Below are 20078 nucleotides of genomic sequence, written 5' to 3'. Positions count from 1 at the left end.
ATGAGGAGAAGAGTGTCGAAGTATGCAGCGCTACTGGCCGCGTTCGTCATGACGGCAGCACTCGCCGGCTGCGGCTCCGGCAACAAGGAGGGGTCGAACCAGGCGGCATCGCCTCTGTTCGGCAACGTGGCGACGGTGGGGGATACGGCCTGTATCCAGTGCCACAGCGCCGTAACCGACCCGTTGACCGGCGAAGGGATCGTTGCCCAGTATCAGCAGAATTCTCCCCACAACGAGCAGGGTCTCGGTTGCGAGAGCTGCCATGGCGGCGGCGCCCAGCATAACGGCGTCGGCCCGATCCCGTATCCTCTTCCTGACGCCAATCGCTGTGCCACCTGCCATAGCGGTTCGCAGGCCGTGCCGTTTACCAGCGCATTTGGCAACCTGACCACCGTGGTGCCTTTTGCCACCAACGCCAATACCGCCTTCGCCACCTCCAACCATGTCGAAGGTACCCCGTCGCACACCAGCGGGCTCTGCATCCGCTGCCACACCCACGAAGGTGCCGTCCTCTCCAACCAGTCCGGCTTCACCGGCGATGCCACCATCCTCGGCAATGCGGCCTATGGACCGCCGGTGGTGACCACCGGTTACACCGCCTTCACCTGCGATACCTGCCACCAGCACGGCGGCGGGCTGCGCGGCGTGAAAGGGCGGGATGCCTCCGGCAACCTGGTCCTCTGGAATCCGGACAAGCAGAACAAGACCGACCAGTTCAACCTCTGCACCAGCTGCCACAACCTGTACAACTACAACCAGACGGCGGTGATCGCCTCCGGTACAACAGCCTCGGGGACACTATCCTACGAGCACAATACCCGCTGGAACCGGATTCCCGTTACCACCCACAAGGAAAAAGGGATGGCGACGCTCTTGACCCTGCCGTACGCCAACATGACCTCGGCCGCCGACAGCAGCAATACCCGGATCACCGGTTACGTTATCCGCACCACCAAGCCGGCTACCTCGGCGACCACCGTTACCGGCGTCAACTACAACACCGATCCGTCCTACAAGGGGCCCTGCTTCGACTGCCACGGTCACGAGGCCAAGACGAATACCAACAATAATCCTTACCAGACCTCCTACGACCCGACCCAGACGACCATTTACACCGACTGGGCCCAGTCGGCCCATGCCGGCGGCATCCTCCAGGCCAAATATTCCACCGCCAAGGCCAATCTCCGCACTGCCGCCGAAGTTGACTCGGTTATCCAGGCCTACACCGATACCACCACCAGCGTCTGGAGCCACTACAACTGGGATTCCACCCTGACCTCCGCCGGCGCGGATGACCGCGGTTCCTGTCAGATGTGCCACACCGCCACCGGCATTTCCAACTACATGATGAAGCAGAATGCTGCCCTGGATGGGTATAACGCGGTCCAGAACAACTTCTCGCACCTTTTGGGCTGGAACCAGAAGGGTGGGTCCAAGCGGCAGAATGAACTGCTCTACTGCTGGGGCTGCCACAAGGATGCGGGGACGGGCGCGCTGCGGAATACCAGCCAGGCCATCCTCTCGTTCACGCTCAACAGCCAGCCGGTCATCATCACCGGTGCCGGCAACTCTTCCGTCTGCGTCGTCTGCCACGGCGGTCGGGGCAGCGCCGGTGAAGCGGCGGCCAACGATCAGCGGAGCTCCCGCTTCAATGGCCACCATGCTCCGACGGCGGGCATTCTCTACAGCGCCCAGACGCATATCGGCTATGAATATGCCGGGCTGAGTTATGCCAATCCGAGCTTCTTCGCACATGACAAGATCGGCCTGAATGACGCTGGCCCCTGCGCCTCCTGTCACATGGGGCCAGCCGCCTCCGATGGCAAGCCGAGCCATACCTTCCTGCCGGTTACCACCGATCCGACCACCGGCGTTATTACCGCGATCAACAACCAGGCGCTCTGCAACACCTGCCATACGCCTGGCGGTCAGTTCGAAATGACGCCGGCCAAACTCGAAGAAGAGTCCGACGGCTATGCCCAGGCTTCGACGATCCTGAACAACTACGTTGCCAACGTGACCGGGTACACCAACTACCTGAGCCTGGCTATTACCAGCAGCAACTACAGCGATACCACCGCGGTGCCCAACAATGCCTACGGCGCCTACCAGAACGGTAAAATCGGCGGGACGCTGGGCGGTACCTTCGGCACGACGGTGATTGCTCCCGTTAACGGGGACGAACCGTGTGCCTACGTGCACAACCGGTTCTACATCAAACGGCTGATCTTCGACTCCATCGACTGGATGGACAATGGGGTGCTCAACGGGACGATCAGCATCGATGCAACCACCTACCCGGCCGCGGCCGCCTGGTTCAACGCCTCCGGGACCAGCGGCACCGTGACGGCGACCAGGCCGTAGTTATCCCTGCTGTAGTGTTGCCCTTTTGCCGGGCTCCCCACGGAGCCCGGCTTTTTTATTTTCGTCTGTCGCCGGGGTGGTGTCGGTAAACTATTTGATTTGCTGGTGTTTTTTGCCCGGTTAACCAGAAATAATCATTTTTCAGGTAAAGAATTTGTAATAATCGTCGATTCGTACTGTGAACTGTTTTGTGACGCTTGTCAGACCAATTTGACGGGCCGTAACCGGTTCGGATGACTATCCGGACTGCCTCTACGGAGACGAATCATGAGAATGACCCTATCGCTGAAACTGTACACCATCTCGGCCCTGACGGTCGTAGGGCTGGCACTGGTCACGGCCCTTTCCCTCTACATCATCAACCATCAGGTGAATGCCAGCGAAGCGATGGTCCAGGGGGATGCCGCCCAGGTCGATTTCGCCATGAAGTCCCAGGTCAACCTGGCCGAGGCGGTGCGTGCCTACAAGAACTACCTGATCCGCAAAGACGATAAGCAGGTGGCCATTTTCCACGAAAGCGTCACCGCGCTGGAAAAGAATATCGGCGAATTCGCCCGGCTGGCCAATGCGGCGGAGGAGAAGGCGGCGGCCGACAAGGCGACGAGCGAACTGGGCACCTATCGCGGGCGGCTCGACGAACTGGTGGCCGCACGGCAGGCAAGCGACGACGTGACCGGCATCGACCGCACTCTCGCCCGGGGGATCGATCGGGCGCTCGGCACGGCGGTGACGGAGATGGAAAAGGTTGCCCGGGAGAACTACCGGCAAAACCGCCAGGAACTCGCTGCCGCGTCCCGCCGGCTGTTGATCGTCCAGGTGGTCGTCTCCACGCTGGTTGCCCTGCTGGCGGCGGGGTTCGGCATCGCGGTGGCCCGCCGGCTCGTGCTCCGGCTGCAGCGTTTTTCATCCATTATCGGCACAGTTGCCGACAACGATCTCACTGCCCGGGTGACCATTCACGCCAACGACGAGTTGGGAGACATGGGGAAGAATTTCAACCGGATGATGACCAATATGGAGGCGATGCTCAACTCCATTCAGAATGCGGTGCTGGAGCTGTCCGAAGCGAGCCATCGGCTGAGCGGCACTTCCGAACAGATTGCCACCGGGGCGGAGGAGATGGCGGCTCAGGCCGGGACGGTGGCGACGGCCAGCGAAGAGATGGCGGCGACTTCGATGGAGATTGCCAGCAACTGTTCGCTGGCGGCGGATGGAGCGAAACTGGCCAGCGACAGTGCCCTGGCCGGCGCCGAGGTGGTACAGCAGACCGTCAACGGCATGCAGCGGATTGCCGAGCGGGTCCGCTCGACGGCGGCCACCGTCGAAGCGCTCGGCTCGCGTAGCGATCAGATTGGCGAGATTGTCGGCACGATCCAGGATATCGCCGACCAGACCAACCTGTTGGCGCTCAATGCGGCCATCGAGGCGGCGCGGGCCGGCGAACAGGGGCGCGGCTTCGCCGTCGTCGCCGATGAGGTGCGGGCGCTGGCCGAGCGGACCACCAAGGCGACCCGGGAGATCGGCGAGATGATCAAGGCGATCCAGCAGGAAACCCGCGGGGCGGTCGCGTCCATGGGGGAGGGGGTCACCGAGGTTGAAAAGGGGAGTGCCGATGCGGTCCGGTCGGGCGAGTCCCTGGAGACGATCCTGGAGCAGATCCAGCAGGTGACGAGCCAGGTCGCCCAGATCGCCACCGCCGCCGAACAGCAGACGGCGACCACTAACGAGATCACCAACAATATCCAGCAGATTACCGAGGTGGTCGGCCAGACCGCCCAGGATGCCACCGAAAGCGCCCAGTCCGCTTCGTCCCTGGCACGACTGGCCGGTGACCTGCAGGGCGAAGTCCGGCGGTTCAAGACCACCGGCAGCGAGCTGTTCATCCTCGAACTGGCGAAGAGCGACCACAGCGCCTTCGTCGAAACCATTGGCCTGGTGCTGGCCGGCCGGGAACGGCTCGAAGCCGCCAAGGTTTCGACTCACCTGAGCTGCCGGTTCGGCAAGTGGTACGAGGGCGAGGGGCAGCAGTTGTGCGGCCAACTGCCGAGCTTCCGGGCAATCAGGGGACCCCACGAACGGATCCACTCCGTGGCGCGGGAGGTGGTGGCGGCCGTCAACGCCGGCGACCTGGCGCGCGGCCAGACGCTCTACCCGCAGTTGCAGACGCTGTCGCAGGAAATCGTCAAACTGCTCGACGATCTCCGCCGCGAGTTCGAAGCGCATCGCTAGGCGGGGCGCGCCGGCTGCTGCCGTCGCGTCGCGGGACGTTGTGCTGAACGATGGGGGTTCAGCCGTTTAAGGAGCGGATTTTTGCAGGATCATTTTCACGCAGCACTGGTGCGCTATATTCCCGACGCGGCGCTTTTGGTCGATCGGGAAGGGATCATCATCGAGGCCAATCGCCGGGCGGAAGAGCTGTTTCGCTACGACGACGGCGAACTTGCCGGCCTGCCGGTCGATCTTCTCGTCCCCGAAGCGAAGCGGTCGTGGCATGCCGAACGGGTCCGCGGCTACATGATGCGCCCGGTCAGCCGCCCCGAGGGGACGATGACCGTCTTCACGGGGCAGCGCCGGGATGGCGGCCTGTTTCCCGCCGACATCACCCTTGGGCCGATCGTCGAGGGGCACGAACTGGTGGTGCTGGCCACCATCCGCGACGTGAGCGAGCGGCAGCGGGCGGCTATTACCCTGCGGCAGACCAACCGGGCGCTTCGCCTGTTGAGTGCCAGTAACCGGACGCTGTTGCGCAGCAACGACGAGCAGGACCTCTTGGCCCATGTCTGCCGGATTGCCGTGGAAATCGGCGGGTATCGCCTGGCCTGGGTCGGTTATGCCGAACATGACGAACGGCGCCGCGTCCGGCCGGTGGCTCATTTCGGTTTCGAAGACGGCTTTCTCGCCGTGGCGGAGATGAGCTGGGGCGAGGGGGAGCGGGGCCGCTCGGCGATGAGTACCGCCATCCGCACCGGCCGAACGACACTCCGGCAACACGTGTTGGCCGACCCCCGCCTTGCCCCCTGGCATGACGATGCCTGCCGGCGCAACTACCAGTCGGCTGTCGCCCTGCCGCTCCGGGTCGGCGAGGAGACGCTCGGTGCCCTTGCCATCTACGCTCCCGAGCCCGATGCGTTCCACTCCGAGGAGGTGGCGCTGTTGGCCGAACTGGCTGACGACCTCTCCTTCGGCATCCAGACGACCCGGCTGCGGGTTGCCCATGACCATGCCCAGGACCGGCTCCACCGGCTCGCGTTCTATGATCCTCTCACCGGTCTTCCCAACCGGGCGCTCTTCATGGAGCATTTCAACCGGTTTCTCGCCGTCGCCGCCAGCTCCCGGCAGCAACTGGCGCTTCTGTTGCTCGACCTTGAGCATCTGCGTGAGATTAATGAGAGCTATGGTCATCCGGTCGGCGACCAAGTGCTGGCAACGGTGGCCCGCCGGCTGCGGGAGCTGTTCCCTGGCGAGGAAACGCTTGCCCGCTTCGAAGGGAACGATTTCGTGATGATTTGCCCGGCGGCGGATCAAACCACGGCCACGGCACTGGCCGGGCAGGTGCTGGCGGCGGTGTCGGTGCCCGTCCCGGCGGGAGAGGCGCACTTCACGATCGGCGGCAGCGTCGGCATCTCTCTCTACCCCGGCGATGGCTCCACCCCCCAGGAACTACTCTCCCAGGCCGATCTGGCCATGTACCGCGCTAAGGCCGACAGCGGCGGCTACCGTTTCTACCGGGCGGAGATGAGCCAGCACCTCAGCCGGAAAATGGAACTGGCCCACCGCCTGGAGCGGGCGTTGGCGGAGGGGGGGCTGGAACTCTACTATCAGCCGAAAGTGGACCTGGCCAGCGGCGCGCTGGCCGGTGCCGAGGCGCTGCTTCGCTGGAACGATCCGCTCCTTGGCCCGGTGCCCCCCGCCGAATTCATCCCCGTCGCCGAAGAGCGGGGGATGATGGTTGAACTGGGGGAATGGGTGCTCAATGCCGCCTGCCGCCAGGTCCGGGCGTGGCGACAGGCCGGCTTTCCGGTCAGCGGCCGGATTGCCGTCAACGTCTCATCCCGACAGCTCGACGACCCCAATTTCGTGCCGCTCCTGGCGCGGGCCGTAACGGCGGCCGGTATTTCTCCCGCCGACCTGGAGCTGGAGCTGACCGAAAGCGCCATCATGAGCGATCCGGCGCGGGTGATCGACATCCTGGGCGAGCTGAAACGGCAGGGATTCTCGCTGGCGATCGACGACTTCGGCACTGGCTATTCGTCGCTGGTCTACCTCAAACGGTTCCCGGTCGATACCCTGAAGATCGATCAGCTGTTCGTCAGGAATATGCTGGCCGACCAGAGCGATTACGCCATCGTGACGACGATCATTGCCATGGCCCGCCATCTCGGCCTGACCCTCGTTGCCGAGGGGGTCGAGGACGACGGCCATCTGGCGGCGCTTCGGCAGCTCGGCTGCGATTACGCCCAAGGGTACTACTTCAGCCGTCCCGAACCGGCGCCCCGCTTTGCCGAAAACTGGCTGGCCCGGCACCCCTCCCGCTAACCTTTCCCGGCGGCACTCCCTTTCTCCCGTCCCGCAGCTCCCCATCGCCGGCAGGGCTCTTTATGGAAACTTGCCGGGCCGGTTGCGGTGCCGAAATCGGCAACTGTCGAATTCTGTGAGGAAACTAATTCAAGTCCGCCGCTCTCCCGCCGATACGGTTCATAGGGGTCGGCGACCGTCCGTCCGGCGTGCCGATTCATGCGCCAATCAACCGAACGTTAAGGAGGTACCTCAATGGGGTGGTTCAGAGATCTCGCGATCATGAAGAAATTTGCCGTAGTGAGCGTTGTGGTCGGCATCTTCCTGGTACTGTCGTTTGCCCTGTTCAATCTCTGGATGCATACCCTGACCGGCAAGTTCCAGTCGTTCGTCGACAAGGACCAGGCATTCGCCTTCGACCTGAGCGAGATGTACGCCCAGGGGTTGCAGGCGGAGCAGGCGACCCGCAATATCCTGCTCAATCCCTCTGATGACAAGGCGCGAAAGAATTACGACAAGGCGCTGGCCGATTTTGCCAAGGCTTACGACAATTCCGTCGCTCTGGTCAAGGACCGGGAGGAGACGATCAAGCAACTGGGTGTGCTCCACACGACGTGGCAGGAAGGGGATCAGTTGCGCCGGCAGATTCAGACCATGGCCGGTGCCGGGCAGGGCCCGGCGGCCCTTGACCTGCTGATCAAGCAGGAAACGCCCAAGTGGCGCGAGTGCAAGGGGACGCTGCTGACGATGCTCGCGGGGGTGAAAAAAGAGATGGGAGCCGAGCGGCGGGAGGTGGAGAGCTTTGCCAGCGGTGTCGTGGCCAAGTCGATCGTCCTGATGGTGCTGACCATCCTGCTGGTGGTGCTGCTGTTCACCTCCTTCGGCCTGTCGCAGAAAAGGATGGTCGGCCATCTGCTGGAGCGGTTGCGCGACATCGCCAGCGGCGAGGGGGATCTGACCCGCCGGATGCCGGTCACCAGCAAGTGTGAATTCGGCGAGGTGAGCCGGCTGTTCAACGAGTTCGTCGGCACGCTCCACGAGATCATCAGCCAGGTGGCGCAGAACAGCCGACAGGTGACCGCTTCCGCCGACGCAATCAGCACCGTCACCGAGCAGATCGCCACCGGTGCCGAAGAAGTGGCGGCCCAGGCCGGCACCGTCGCCACTGCCAGCGAACAGATGGCGGCGACTTCCACCGAGATCGCCCAGAACTGTATCCGGGCGGCGGAAAGCTCGCAGGAGGCGAACAATACGGCACTGAAAGGTGCCGAGGTGGTCCAGCGGACCTTGGAGGTGATGCACCGGATCGCCGACCGGGTGCAGGTGTCCGCCCGGACCGTCGCCAGTCTCGGCTCGCGCGGCGAGCAGATCGGCGAGATCGTCGGCACGATCCAGGATATCGCCGACCAGACCAACCTGTTGGCGCTGAACGCGGCCATCGAGGCGGCACGCGCCGGTGAACAGGGGCGCGGCTTCGCCGTCGTCGCCGATGAGGTGCGGGCGTTGGCCGAGCGGACCACCAAGGCGACCAAGGAGATCGGCGAGATGATCAAGGCGGTCCAGCAGGAGACCAAGAGTGCCGTCATCTCCATGGAAGAAGGGGTGAAGGAGGTGGAAAACGGCACCACCGATGCCGGCCGGTCGGGTGAAGCGCTGGAAAATATCCTCCGCCAGATCGGCGAGGTCACCGGCCAGGTGAATCAGATTGCCACCGCCGCCGAGGAGCAGACTGCCACCACCAGCGAGATCACCGGCAATATCCAGCAGATGACGGAGGTGATCCGCAACAGCACCCGCGGCTCCCACGATTCGGCCAGCGCTGCCGGCGAACTGGCGCACCTGGCGACGGATCTGCAGCGGCTGGTCGGTCACTTCAAGTTGGCGTAATTTCCCACGCTTGCGATGAATTGTCGTTGTTGGGCCGGTCGTTTGACCGGCTTTTTTTTATGCGTTTTTGCTCGTATACGGTAAACGCGGTTATGTTTCGCGGTATACGGTAAAGTGGCCAGACCTTCCTACCGATAGAAACAATTAGTGCGTTGACATACTGTTACCGTCCCGGCGGATTGCCGGCTCGAATACACTACATTGCGATGACCAAGGAGGGAGGAAGGAATGCGGCTGACTATCAGGACGAAGTTCGTGGTGGTGAATATTCTGCTCGTAACCCTGGCGCTCGGCGCGGTGACCACCGTCTGTCTCGTCGAATTTGCCCGGGAACTGCAGCGCCAGGCGTTGATCTCCCAGGAACAACGCCTCAAGACGTTCTGGGAGCTGGTACGGCAGAAGGGGGATTCGTGCCGGATCGTCGACGGCAAGCTGCTGGCCGGCGACGCGGTGCTGAACGACAACTACGAGCTTCCCGACCGGTTGAAGGACCTGACTGGCGGCACGGCGACGATCTTCATGGGGGACACCCGGGTGTCGACCAACGTGCTGAAGTCCGACGGCAGCCGGGCGGTCGGCACGAAGCTGCAGGGACCCGCCTACGACGCGGTGATCCGCGACGGCAAGCCGTACCGCGGCGAGGCCAAGATTCTCGGCTCTGCGTACTTTACCGCCTACGACCCGCTTAAGGACGCCGCAGGCAAGGTGATCGGCGCCCTCTACGTCGGCGTCAAGAAGAGCGACTTCTTTGCTTCCTACGAGCGACTGATGCTGATCACCGCCTCGATCGCCCTGCTGATCCTCGGCATTGCCGCGTTCTTCGGCTGGCTGTTCGTCCGACGGCTGTTTGTCCCGCTCAACCGGATGCACGACCTGCTGCGGGACATCGCCGAGGGGGAAGGGGACCTGACCCAGCGGCTCGATTACCTGAAGGATGACGAGGTGGGGGAGATGGGGCGCTCATTCAATACTTTCATCGAGCGGCTGCACGGGATCATTTCCCACTTGGCCCAGACTGTGGAGCAGCTGGCGGCGGCCGCCTCCCAGGTGCAGAGTTCTGCCGAGCAGATCGCCACCGGCGCCGAAGAAGTGGCGGCCCAGGCCGGAACGGTCGCCACGGCCGGCGAAGAGATGGCGGCTACCTCGGCTGAGATCGCCCAGAGCTGTTCCCTGGCGTCTTCCGAAGCGCTGCAGGCCAACGATTCGGCGGTTACCGGGGCTTCCGTGGTGGACCAGACGATCACCGTCATGGAGCGGATTTCCGGCCGGGTCAAGGCGACCGCCGGCACCGTCGAGAGTCTCGGCGCCCGCGGCGACCAGATCGGCGAGATTGTCGGCACGATCCAGGATATCGCCGACCAGACCAACCTGCTGGCGCTCAATGCGGCCATCGAGGCGGCCCGGGCCGGCGAACAGGGGCGCGGTTTCGCCGTCGTTGCCGACGAGGTGCGGGCGCTGGCCGAGCGGACCACCAAGGCGACCCACGAGATCGGGACGATGATCCGGGCGATTCAGGCGGAGACCCGGGGCGCGGTCAGCTCCATGGAGGAAGGGGTGCGCGACGTGGAGAACGGTACCACCGAAGCGGGCCGTTCGGGCTCGGCGCTCCACGAGATCCAGGAACAGATCAACGCCGTTGCCCTGCAGGTACAGCAGATCGCCACCGCCGCCGAGCAGCAGACGGCGACAACGATGGAGATCAGCGGCAACATGACGCAGATCACCGAGGTGGTGCAGGGGACGGCGCGCAGTGCCCAGGAGTCGGTTGCCGCCGCGATCCGGCTTAACCATCTGGCGACGGATCTGCAACGGCTCGTCGGGCGCTTTCGCCTGGCCGCCTGATCCTGCCCAGCGATCCCTCGCGCAAAGCCGGCCCCCGGGCCGGCTTTTTTTGTCCCGGTACCGCGCCGGCCGGTGATGCCGGCACGGAAATTTTACTCAAGAAAATCCGGAAATTACCGATAAAAAGAAAGGGAATCCTGCAACGGGCCGAGGCTTGCCGCTGCCGTAAGGAGAGGTCGCCATGATCGTCGTCTGGGACAAATCGTACGAAATCGGGGTAGAGCAGATCGACCGGCAGCATCGGGAGCTGTTCGCCCGCTTCGACGGCCTGATGGTCGCCATCGGCGCCGGCGAGGGGGCCAAGGAACTGCAGCGGTTGCTCGGCTTCCTCGAAGAGTACGCCCTCAACCATTTTCGCGAGGAGGAAGCATTGATGCGTTCCTGCCATTACCCGCTGTTGGCGTTCCACCGGGAGGCACACCAGGCCTTCCGCGAACGGCTCGGCAGCCTCGTGGCGATGATCGGCGAAAAGGGGGCATCACCCCAGCTGGTGACCCAGACCGGCCGGATGCTCCTCCGCTGGCTGACCGACCACGTCTGCGGCATGGACCGCGATATCGGCACCTTTCTCCTGACCGGCCGCTCTGCCTGGAGCGGTAGTGGCACCGGCGTCGCCGCCGTCGGTCACTGATCGGCCGAACCGGTTTCTCCCTCCACCTTCTGCCGCGCCGGCTCGCCCGGCGCTTTCCTCGCCGTATCCTGCCGTTGCCTCTCTTTCACCGCTGGGGGGCGAATTCCCTGTTGCATCGTCCGGACAACGCGCTATGATTGGAGGCTCATTGGTCTAGCTCCCCGGAGGTCCGCATGTCCTACCCCGATACGGTCAATCTTCCCTTCAACGCCGCCGTCATCCAGCGCGATTTCGTCCCGCTCGCCGCCGGCGCCGCCGATCCCGGCGAGCCGGGCTACTGGGCGATCCTCCGCGGCAACGCCCTGGTGGTCGAGGCGCAGGGCGACAGCCTGGCGCTCCCCTGCGGCGATATTGCCGCCGGCCTGGCCGGCGACCAGGCACCGCTTCTGATCGGCCGCTGGCGCGGCCAGCCGCTTCGCGCCCTGCGCATCTCCGGCCAGGCACCGCTGCCGGCGCCGCTTCGCGCCGAACCGTTCAATGCCGCCGAGGAGCGGCTTGACGACGTTACCCTCACCCTGGGGGGCGTTGCCCAGCAGATTCTTCACTGGCAGCGGAACAGCGCCTGTTGTCCCCGCTGCGGTACCGCCACCGAGCCGCTCGCCGGCAGTTGGGGGAAGCGCTGCCTCGGCTGCGGCAGCGAACATTTCCCCCACATCCATCCCTGCGCCATCGTCCTGGTGCGCCGGGGCGACGAGTTCCTGCTGATCCGCAAGCCGGAATGGCCGCCGGGCCGCTTCAGCCTAGTTGCCGGCTTCGTCGATTTTGGCGAGTCGCTGGAAGAGTGCGCCCGCCGCGAGGTGCGGGAAGAAGCCGGCGTCGAGGTGACCAACATCCGCTATCTCGGCAGCCAGTGTTGGCCCTTCCCGAGCCAGCTGATGGCCGGCTTCGTCGCCGACTACGTCGGTGGTGAGCTGCGCGCCGATCCCGGCGAGATCGAGGATGTCCGCTGGTTCAGCGCCGGGCGGATGCCCGATTCGCTGCCGTCCCGCCGCAGTATTGCCCGTTGGATTATCGACAACTATGCAGGAGTCCGCCCATGAATATCCTGGCCACTATCTGTCGGCTGGCCGTCGCCTTCTGGGTTGGCGGCGTCGCCATCTTCACCTTCGTCCTCACCCCGACCATCTTCCGCACCGAGACCCGCGACGTTGCCGGCCGGATCGTCGGCTACCTCTTTCCCGGCTACTTCCGCTGGGGGGTTGCCTGCGGCGCCGTTGCCCTGCTGACTCTGCTCGCCGTCCGGGGGCGGAACTGGATTCCGGCCGTCGCGCTGCTGGTGGTGATGCTTGCCGCCACGCTGTTCCAGGCGTTCTACATCGAACCCCGGGCCGCTGCCCTCAAGGCGCAGATTCCCTCCTTCGAGACGACCCCCAAGGACCATCCGCTCCGCCAACAGTTCTCCCGACTCCATGCCGTTTCCGCCGTCTGCAATCTGGCGGTGTTCGGTGGTGGGGTGGTGCTGGTGGTGCTGCTGTAGGACTTACTCCTTCACGGCCGGGGCGTCCGCCCCGGCCGGCTGTTCTCTCCTCTATTTCAACGCGCTTTTCCTTGCCGAATGTTGGCAGCCAGGCTCCGTCGCCCGTAATGAGAATGCGTCCCCCTTTGACAAAGGGGGGTAAACCGCTGGCGGCAGATGATCCCTATCGATCAGGTTAATTTATGTGTTGATATTAATTGAAAACTGTAAATGATATTGTATGCTTAGCTTTAATGTGTGCAGTGCCTTATTCGGGGTTCAGGATGAACGCGAATTAGCAAGGAGGCTAAACTATGAGGCGAAGCAGTCAGAAGTGGTCCGACAGATTGGCACGAACCGCCCGTTGGGCAACGGTTACGATCGTCATGATCCTGTGCTCAAGCCAGGGCACATGGGCAGCGGTGACCAAAGCAACCCTGAAAGCCGCCCAGAAGGTCTATTCGGGCGACTGCCCCGGCAAGATCGTCTTCAACGGCACCATCACCGTGAACAGGCCGGGCACCGTAAGCTATATCTTCACCCGCAGCGACGGCGCCACCGATACCCGCATCAAGAAGCTCTTATTCCGCGCGGCCGGCAGCAAATCGGTCTCCACCACCTGGACTCTCGGCGGGGCCACGCTCCCCAACTACAAGGGGTGGCAGGCGATCAAGATCCTCTCCCCGAATCCCTTGACGTCGAAGCATGCCGACTTCGAGGTCTATTGCGATCCGCCGGCCAATAGCGCCAAGGCGGCCCACGGCAACACCGACTGGCATATCGACACCGCCAACGAGTTCCTGTTCTGCCAGGACATGGCCGGCAGCACCACCACGAGCAACTGCGCTCCGGCCGGCTGGACCAAGAACCATATCCACGTCGGGCTGACCAATACCGCCACCTATTACAACGACAAGGCCCGTATCGCCACCGGCAACGACACCGATGCCGGCAACGGCATCGACAAGCCGATGCTCTTTTTCTACGCGGGCCACGGCAACCCGACCACCTGGAACACTCTGGGCGACAACGGCCACCAGACCAACCTGCTCCTCGGCAACATCCTTGGCAATGGCCAGTTGCGCTACTTCTGGCAATGCTCCTGCGAAACCTTTGCCCATGGGCCGCGGGTCTGCAGCGGCGGCGACTGCGACTATTCCGAGCCCGAGAACTTCGACGGCTCGGCGGATTCGGCCGCCATGCGCAACGTATTCGAACGCTGGGGACCGGTCATCGGCGACGATCTCAGGATGGCCTGCGGCGTGTCGACCCTCGCTTATTGTCACGAGGGGAACGTCAACGCCATCTGGAACAAGTTCAACAACGAGGGGCGCTCGGTGGCGGAATCGTTCATCCTCGGCCTGGGGAGCAGCAGCGTCAAACCGATCTGCATGACGCGGGGCGGCGCGAACATTGCCGATACGCCGCTCTATGACCTGACCTTCACCAATCGCCGCAACAGCTCCGGCAGCGGCTATCTGCACATCCTCTACTCCGGTGGCACCCAGACCGACCCTCCCCTGCTCGTCTGGCGACCGGATTTGATTCCCCGCAAGCTCTGGCGGGTGCGCATCCTGCCGCCGGGCGACCCGGTGGAATTCAAGCGCCGGTTGGTGATCAGGGACAAGGTTGAACAGCTCCGCGACCCCCAACTGGCCGGCGCTTCGGCCATCATCAAGCGGAACGCGGAGGGTGGCGCCGTCAGCCTGCGGGCGATCGGCAAAGCGCCCCGAGAAACGGCGCGCAGCGTCAGGACGGTGGCCGACCAGCGTAAAACGGCCCTGGAGTTTGTCCGCCGGATCGGTTGGCTCGACAAGGACGCCGGCGCGGTGCAGGTTACCCAGATGTTGAGCGCCAGCATGGCGGACACCGGCACAAAAAGCCCGATCGTGCACGGCAAACGGGATGTCGTTGTCAGCATCATCCAGCGGGTCCGCAACGGCGACCAGACCATCGACGTCCTGGGGACCGGCGGCCAAGTCTCCGTCACCCTGGCCCCCAGCGGCGAAGTGCTGGCGGCGGCCCGTGCCTGGAGACAGACGGCGCTGACCCAGGAGCAGGTCGCGATCAAGCCCTATGACCGCGCCCAGCAAGAGGCCATGAAAAAGCTCGTCAACGCCGCCGCCTACAAACTTGCCGCATGGCGCTTCGGCTACAAGCAGCCGGCTGCGAGCGCAAACCGCAATGAACTGCCGGTCGTCTATGAATTCGACTTCGTGCCGAAAGACCGCGAAAAGCTGCTCGATTATCCGCCCCAGCAGGTTGAGATCATGGCGGAGGAATTGTAGGGGGTGGCCGAGAGAGAGTGCCGGGTATTTTCAAGAGGACAACGGTACCTATTCGTCAATGCGGCTCATGTGCTTCGTGTCGTTGATGGCAGCAATTATCTTCGGGCTGTTGTCCGTATGGTTTAATGCCACCAAGCAGAAGCTTGTCGGTTCCAGGAGCGCAGGGGGGAGAACTATTTCCAGTGGTATGACAATCCAGGCCCCCAGGCAGCGAACAAGCCGTGATGCGGTGGGGGGAAATTACCGACAAACTTTACCGAAGCTCCATTTTCACTCTCCATGAACTGCCAGATCAGATAACCGGCATTCCTACCTCGGAGGTCTTTCTTCGTCAGCGACATCAGCCCTATAAAAGAGGATGCTAAGTCATGGACGATCTAATTGCACGAGCCAATAAATACGCGGTAAGCGCAGGCCGCACCGGGGAAGGCCAGTATCGTGCTGCGGAGAGAGCCGACCGCTTTGCCCGCTGGTTGAGTTGGGCGAGTACGGCGCTTAGTGCGATAGTAGGCACCTCGATCTTTTCAGACTGGATTAAGACATATCCGCTTCAATTCGGGTTTGGGCTCGCGGCAATCGTCGCTGCCGCCTTAAGTGCAGTGCAACGCACATCTAAACTGGACGAACGAGCCGAGGCTCACCGAGCGGCGGGAGCCGAGTACGGGCGATTACGCCGTCGAGCAGACATGTTCCGGTTGCGCCTCGAAGGAGGTGATGTTGAAAGAAAAATGGGATTTGAGGAGTTGGAAAAGATCGGGGAGGACCTGTCTTGTCTAGCCAAGAAGACAAGAGCGTTGCCTGACAGCATTTACAAACCTGCGGCCAAAACATTCGATGACATGCATCAAGAGTATTTTACAATCGCACCGACTCATGCCGGCGGGGTGGTGGTACGTAGCAATAACAGTACAATACAGTACTTAGTTGTTCAAACCAAAAATGAGCCGCATGAATGGGTGTTGCCAAAAGGGCATATTGAACGCGGGGAATCGACGGAGCAAGCTGCCCGAAGGGAAGTCTTAGAAGAGACCGGCGTTGAAACTGCGGTGCGAGATGTGCTGGACATAGTCGAGTTTTCGGCTCCTAATGGACGAGTGAAGGCTCAATTCTTTCTGATGGAGATGGTGAGGGAGAGCCCGCCCCGCGAAGGGCGAGAGAGACAGTGGCTGAACTTCAATGAAGCCATGGATAGTCTCAAGTTCAAAGAGTCCCGAAGGCTAGTTTGCCAGGCCTACAGTTTGTTGCGTCATACAGCAGGTATAACGGGATAATGGAGCTGCTTGGGGGACGTTTCTTTCTATTAGGAACGAGGACCGCAACGGGACGCTGTTTAATTGGAACGTCCCCCTCTAACTACGTAACGGGCGGGATTCCCCCCGCCCGTTACGCTTCACCGGTGACCTGCTCACGGCCAATGGCCGGTCATGGCCGATGATTTTCCCCGCTTCAATGAACTATCTTGCCATCGACGATGACCGTTAATTTCAGATTCTCGTCTGTGGTGCCGGTCATGCTGCCGGAACCGGAAATTCCGCTGAGCCGGCCGGTCCCCTCGACAATGAAAAAGGTCCCGGTAAAGGCAAAAGGCGGTGCCGGCACATGGGGTATCGTTTCCTCCCCAAAGGCATCGTGGTTGACTTCGCAAAAGATGCCGCAGAAGTTCATGACCAACGTATCCCCCTGACTGAGGCTGTGCGTCGCATAGCCGCTTGCCGGGGCGCAATAGCCGCCGGAGCCGTTTGGTAAGGGGGTATCCCAGCGGACAGCGAGATTTGCATCGAACGTGAATTTGCCGAGTACCGATGCATTGCCTTTACCGGCATAGGTTACGGTGACAAACCCCGTATCATTGACCGCGTTCATTGCCACAACATTTCCCGTTCCGTATCCCTCAAGATTAGTTACCGCCTTGCCGTCCCCCCATGCACTGTTTGCGGCCATTGCAATAACAAACAGGCACATCACGATTCCTCGTTTTCCTTTGCGCGCGTCCATGCATTCCTCCGTTTCTCAGAACTCTCCCGAGTTCCGCTCCTGCCTGATCTCCGGAAGGACAACCACTGCCGGCACGGAGATCGGCTGTTTTTCGGCGAACCGGCACTGGTTGGCCCCGGGCAAGCGCTGAATACGAAAAGGCCGGTCTGCTCGGTTATCTCCATGCGGTGGAGGCATCCGGCAGCCCGGCCAACTCTTGCATCACGCGGTGTGCAGAGGCGTAAGTTCCGTGGCTTTCCGTCCCCGGGTTATCCCCGGGTTTGGCTTTGGCGAGAGGCACTTGCACGATGTGGCGAGGGCCATGAAAAGCGCAGGTGAGGGAAGAAGCGAGGTTTGCCCGCCGTCTTGTCGACTGTCCCCGCAGGAGTTTGCAAGAACCAATTTGTTAATTTTGTTTAACTATAAAAGGAGGCATCCCCATGTCAAGTGGGGGGGCTTAATTCTAAAGGCGATACGAAACGTAAGTCTGTTGACACATTCCTTCCCCTCGGTGTATGTATGTTAGTATTTTCTTATGCGATGCGCGTGAGGGGCCAATGGGACGGAGAAGGGGTTCGGAATAGCCGCTTGGTCAGCCGGTAAGCTGATGGAGCGGCTTTTTTCGTGGTGGTCTCCTGCCGCCAATCGTCGCGGGCGAACACCAGCGAGACAGGTCGTTTCTGCAATCATAACGAATGACAGGCAAAAGGAGGCTCATTATGGGGGCTGCATCTGACGTGAGAGGATGGCAAGGCTGCCGGGCGATGACACTGCTCGTCTCGCTATTCCTTGTCCTGGGCGGGGTTTCTGCCGTGTCCGCGGTACCGGCCGCGCCGTTTCCCATCGCCACCGGCGGTGCCTCGATGAATTTCGCCTTCGACGGCACCAACTACCTGGTGGGGGTGGAAAACCACCAGACAAGCCCGACCACCATCGGTGCCCAGCTGCTCGATGCCGCCGGCGCCAAGGTGGGCGGCCTCATTTCGCCTTCATCCAACACCGGTATCTCGACCAACGTTGCCTTCGACGGCACCAACTACCTGCTCATCTGGGAATACGATCCGGGCGGAACGGGTGCCGGCCGTTTCCAGATCTACGGCCAGTTCATCAGCCCGGCAGGGACGCTGGTCGGTTCCTCCTTTGCCATCAGCACCGCCGGCATCTGGTTCGACGGGGTGAAAACCATGGCCTTCGGCGGCGGGAAGTACCTGGTGACCTACACCCGGTTGATCAACCCGGATCTGGGGGCTGACTCGACCAACCGCTACATCGCCGGCCGGATCGTCAGCCCCGACGGCAGCCTGGGCAGCGAATTCAGGATCAGCAGCGGCTACGGGGACGCGAGCGACGTTGCCTTCGACGGGACCAACTTCTTCGCGGTCTGGACCGAGGACCAGTACGATTACGAGATCCGGGGCCGCTTCGTGAGCCCCGCCGGCGTTGCCGGCACGGAGCTCTCGGTGAATGCCAGCACCGCCCCCAGCGACAATCCCAAGTCGGTCACCTTCGACGGCACCAACTATCTGGTGATCTGGAACGATGAGGTCGGCGGCGCCGGCACCTACACCTGGGACGTGTTCGGCCAGCGGGTGAGCACTGCCGGTACGCTGGTCGGCGGGGTGATTACCGTCACCAACGAAGCGGGCCCCCAGATGGGCACCACCGTCGCCTTCGACGGTACCAACTACCTGGCCACCTGGGTCGATATGACGAACCAGACCGACTGGAACCTGTACGGTCAGTACATCGGCGCGAGCGGCGCGCTCGTCGGGAGCAAATTTGCGATCGACACGGACACCGGCAACCAGATGGGCGGCGCGGGCTTTGTCAACGGCAGCTATCTGGCCCTGATCAACAACGGTGTCGTCATGGGGGCAAACGGTATTTCCACCGTGGAAGGGGTCTACGGTCTGTTCCTGACGCCCGTGGCCCTGCCGGGGGCGCCGACCATCGCTTCGCTCAGTCCTTCCAGCGGGGCGACCGGCAGCGCCGTGATGATTTCTGGCACGAACTTCGTCGGCGGGGGCACCACGGTTTCATTCAACGGTACGCTCAGCACCGACGTTACCGTCACGGACTCGGGACATCTGACGGCATACGTCCCCGCCGGGGCCACCACCGGTCCGGTCAAGCTCGTCACGGCGGGCGGGACGGCCACCAGCAGCACCTTTACTATCCTCGCCCCCACGGCCACCCTGACGGTCAACCTGAGCGGAACCGGCAGCGGCACGGTCACCGCCACCAGCGGCTTGACCCTTTCCTGCGCCAGTCCCGCCACGAGCTGCACGGCCAGTGCCACCTCCGGCACGACCGTCACCCTGGCGGAGACGGCCAGCCTGGGGTCGACGTTTGGCGGGTGGAGCGGCGCCTGTAGCGGTTCACCCTGCAGTTTCGCCCTGGACGGCGACCAGTCGGTCACCGCCACCTTCACCCTGCAGCAGAACCTGAGGAAAGGTGCCGGTCCGACTTACAGCTACTACGGCACTCTGAAATCGGCGTTTGCCGATGCCGTCTCCGGCGATGTCATCCTCGCCCGGATGATGCTCCTGCCCGACCCGGCCAACAACGCTACCTTCGACCAGACCGGCGTCACGGTGGTGCTGCAGGGCGGCTATACCGACGACGCCTTCAGCAGCCGCTCGGCAACGGACCTCACCTCGGTTACCGCTCCGCTGACCGTTGGCAACGGCACTTTGATCCTGGATCAGATAGCCGTACAATAACCTGGACGGCATGACGACCCAGCCTCCTTCCGGTTTCCGGAGGAGGCTGGGTCGGTGTCCGGCAACCACGGGCAACTTATGGCCACGTGGGGGCGTCCTGCTCTCTTCGACTGATACCATCCCCTCATCTAGTCTGCCCGCCATGCCACGCACCGCCCGATGAGATGTCACCGCTTTCCTGCAACAGGTCACCGTTCGAGGCCGTTACGCGATAAGGAGGTGACGATGCAGACGAATAATATTTCATGATCCACGTCTTGGCTCATGCTTCTCCCGTGGCCTGAAATATCGGCTGACGGTCATTGTATATCCTTGCAGCGAAAGTCGGTGCAGACATCTTAGTGGACGATAATCCCATAATATGTTAGTGTTTTTAAATTAGTCGGCTTACTACTATC

12 protein-coding genes and 1 riboswitch are annotated in these 20078 nt (G+C 62.5%); of the genes, 11 read left to right on the top strand and 1 reads right to left on the bottom strand.

Features of this window, described 5'->3' with window-relative positions; translation table 11 throughout:
* The 10 genes from QMN23_RS14570 to QMN23_RS14525 all read left to right on the top strand — a co-directional run bounded on the left by QMN23_RS14570 (position 1) and on the right by QMN23_RS14525 (position 16254).
* Entirely contained in the window at positions 1–2364 is a 2364-nt protein-coding gene (locus QMN23_RS14570) for a cytochrome c3 family protein (RefSeq protein WP_282000058.1), read from the top strand.
* A 267-nt stretch (positions 2365–2631) separates the two neighbouring features.
* Positions 2632–4593 (top strand): methyl-accepting chemotaxis protein, encoded by a 1962-nt coding sequence (locus tag QMN23_RS14565; RefSeq protein ID WP_282000057.1) that lies wholly within the window; start codon positions 2632–2634, stop codon positions 4591–4593.
* Positions 4594–4674: 81 nt separating this feature from the next.
* Positions 4675–6900: a sensor domain-containing protein gene (locus QMN23_RS14560; protein ID WP_282000056.1), complete on the top strand. Its 2226-nt coding sequence runs from the start codon at positions 4675–4677 to the stop codon at positions 6898–6900.
* A gap of 234 nt (positions 6901–7134) precedes the next feature.
* Complete coding sequence (locus QMN23_RS14555; protein WP_282000055.1) at positions 7135–8766, top strand: methyl-accepting chemotaxis protein; 1632 nt, start codon at positions 7135–7137, stop codon at positions 8764–8766.
* A gap of 234 nt (positions 8767–9000) precedes the next feature.
* The gene (locus QMN23_RS14550) at positions 9001–10608 is read left to right on the top strand and encodes a methyl-accepting chemotaxis protein (RefSeq protein WP_282003912.1); all 1608 of its coding nucleotides are present in this window, start codon (positions 9001–9003) and stop codon (positions 10606–10608) included.
* A 181-nt stretch (positions 10609–10789) separates the two neighbouring features.
* Positions 10790–11239 carry a hemerythrin family protein gene (locus tag QMN23_RS14545; RefSeq protein WP_282000054.1) on the top strand — a complete coding sequence of 150 codons (450 nt, stop codon included), beginning with the start codon at positions 10790–10792 and terminating at the stop codon, positions 11237–11239.
* 173 nt (positions 11240–11412) lie between these two features.
* Positions 11413–12279, top strand: a complete 867-nt coding sequence (gene nudC, locus QMN23_RS14540) for an NAD(+) diphosphatase (RefSeq protein WP_282000053.1) — start codon at positions 11413–11415, stop codon at positions 12277–12279.
* Complete coding sequence (locus QMN23_RS14535; RefSeq protein WP_282000052.1) at positions 12276–12716, top strand: DUF4149 domain-containing protein; 441 nt, start codon at positions 12276–12278, stop codon at positions 12714–12716. The genes nudC and QMN23_RS14535 overlap by 4 nt, the downstream gene beginning before the upstream one ends.
* Before the next feature lie 401 nt (positions 12717–13117).
* Positions 13118–14983: a hypothetical protein gene (locus QMN23_RS14530; RefSeq protein WP_282000051.1), complete on the top strand. Its 1866-nt coding sequence runs from the start codon at positions 13118–13120 to the stop codon at positions 14981–14983.
* Between the two features lie 368 nt (positions 14984–15351).
* A complete protein-coding gene (locus tag QMN23_RS14525; RefSeq protein WP_282000050.1) occupies positions 15352–16254 on the top strand; it encodes an SLATT domain-containing protein in 903 nt (300 codons plus the stop codon).
* 175 nt (positions 16255–16429) lie between these two features.
* Here QMN23_RS14525 and QMN23_RS14520 read toward each other — a convergent pair whose 3' ends face one another.
* Complete coding sequence (locus QMN23_RS14520; RefSeq protein WP_282000049.1) at positions 16430–16978, bottom strand: hypothetical protein; 549 nt, start codon at positions 16976–16978, stop codon at positions 16430–16432.
* Between the two features lie 176 nt (positions 16979–17154).
* Positions 17155–17253: riboswitch (cyclic di-GMP riboswitch) on the bottom strand.
* Positions 17254–17676: 423 nt separating this feature from the next.
* Here QMN23_RS14520 and QMN23_RS14515 point away from each other — a divergent pair.
* Positions 17677–19680, top strand: a complete 2004-nt coding sequence (locus tag QMN23_RS14515; protein ID WP_282000048.1) for a hypothetical protein — start codon at positions 17677–17679, stop codon at positions 19678–19680.
* Positions 19681–20078 lie beyond the last annotated feature (398 nt).

Source organism: Geotalea uraniireducens (assembly GCF_027943965.1).
GTDB lineage: Bacteria > Desulfobacterota > Desulfuromonadia > Geobacterales > Geobacteraceae > Geobacter > Geobacter uraniireducens.
Note: the sequence above shows the minus strand (reverse complement) of the source record. Positions and strands in the feature narration are given on the sequence as shown.

Coding starts and splice junctions, on each gene's coding strand:
- QMN23_RS14565 (WP_282000057.1), top strand. CDS start 2,632: ATGAGAATGACCCTATCGCTGAAACTGTACACCATCTCGGCCCTGACG.
- QMN23_RS14535 (WP_282000052.1), top strand. CDS start 12,276: ATGAATATCCTGGCCACTATCTGTCGGCTGGCCGTCGCCTTCTGGGTT.
- QMN23_RS14570 (WP_282000058.1), top strand. CDS start 1: ATGAGGAGAAGAGTGTCGAAGTATGCAGCGCTACTGGCCGCGTTCGTC.
- QMN23_RS14515 (WP_282000048.1), top strand. CDS start 17,677: ATGGGGGCTGCATCTGACGTGAGAGGATGGCAAGGCTGCCGGGCGATG.
- QMN23_RS14545 (WP_282000054.1), top strand. CDS start 10,790: ATGATCGTCGTCTGGGACAAATCGTACGAAATCGGGGTAGAGCAGATC.
- nudC (WP_282000053.1), top strand. CDS start 11,413: ATGTCCTACCCCGATACGGTCAATCTTCCCTTCAACGCCGCCGTCATC.
- QMN23_RS14525 (WP_282000050.1), top strand. CDS start 15,352: ATGGACGATCTAATTGCACGAGCCAATAAATACGCGGTAAGCGCAGGC.
- QMN23_RS14555 (WP_282000055.1), top strand. CDS start 7,135: ATGGGGTGGTTCAGAGATCTCGCGATCATGAAGAAATTTGCCGTAGTG.
- QMN23_RS14520 (WP_282000049.1), bottom strand. CDS start 16,978: ATGGACGCGCGCAAAGGAAAACGAGGAATCGTGATGTGCCTGTTTGTT.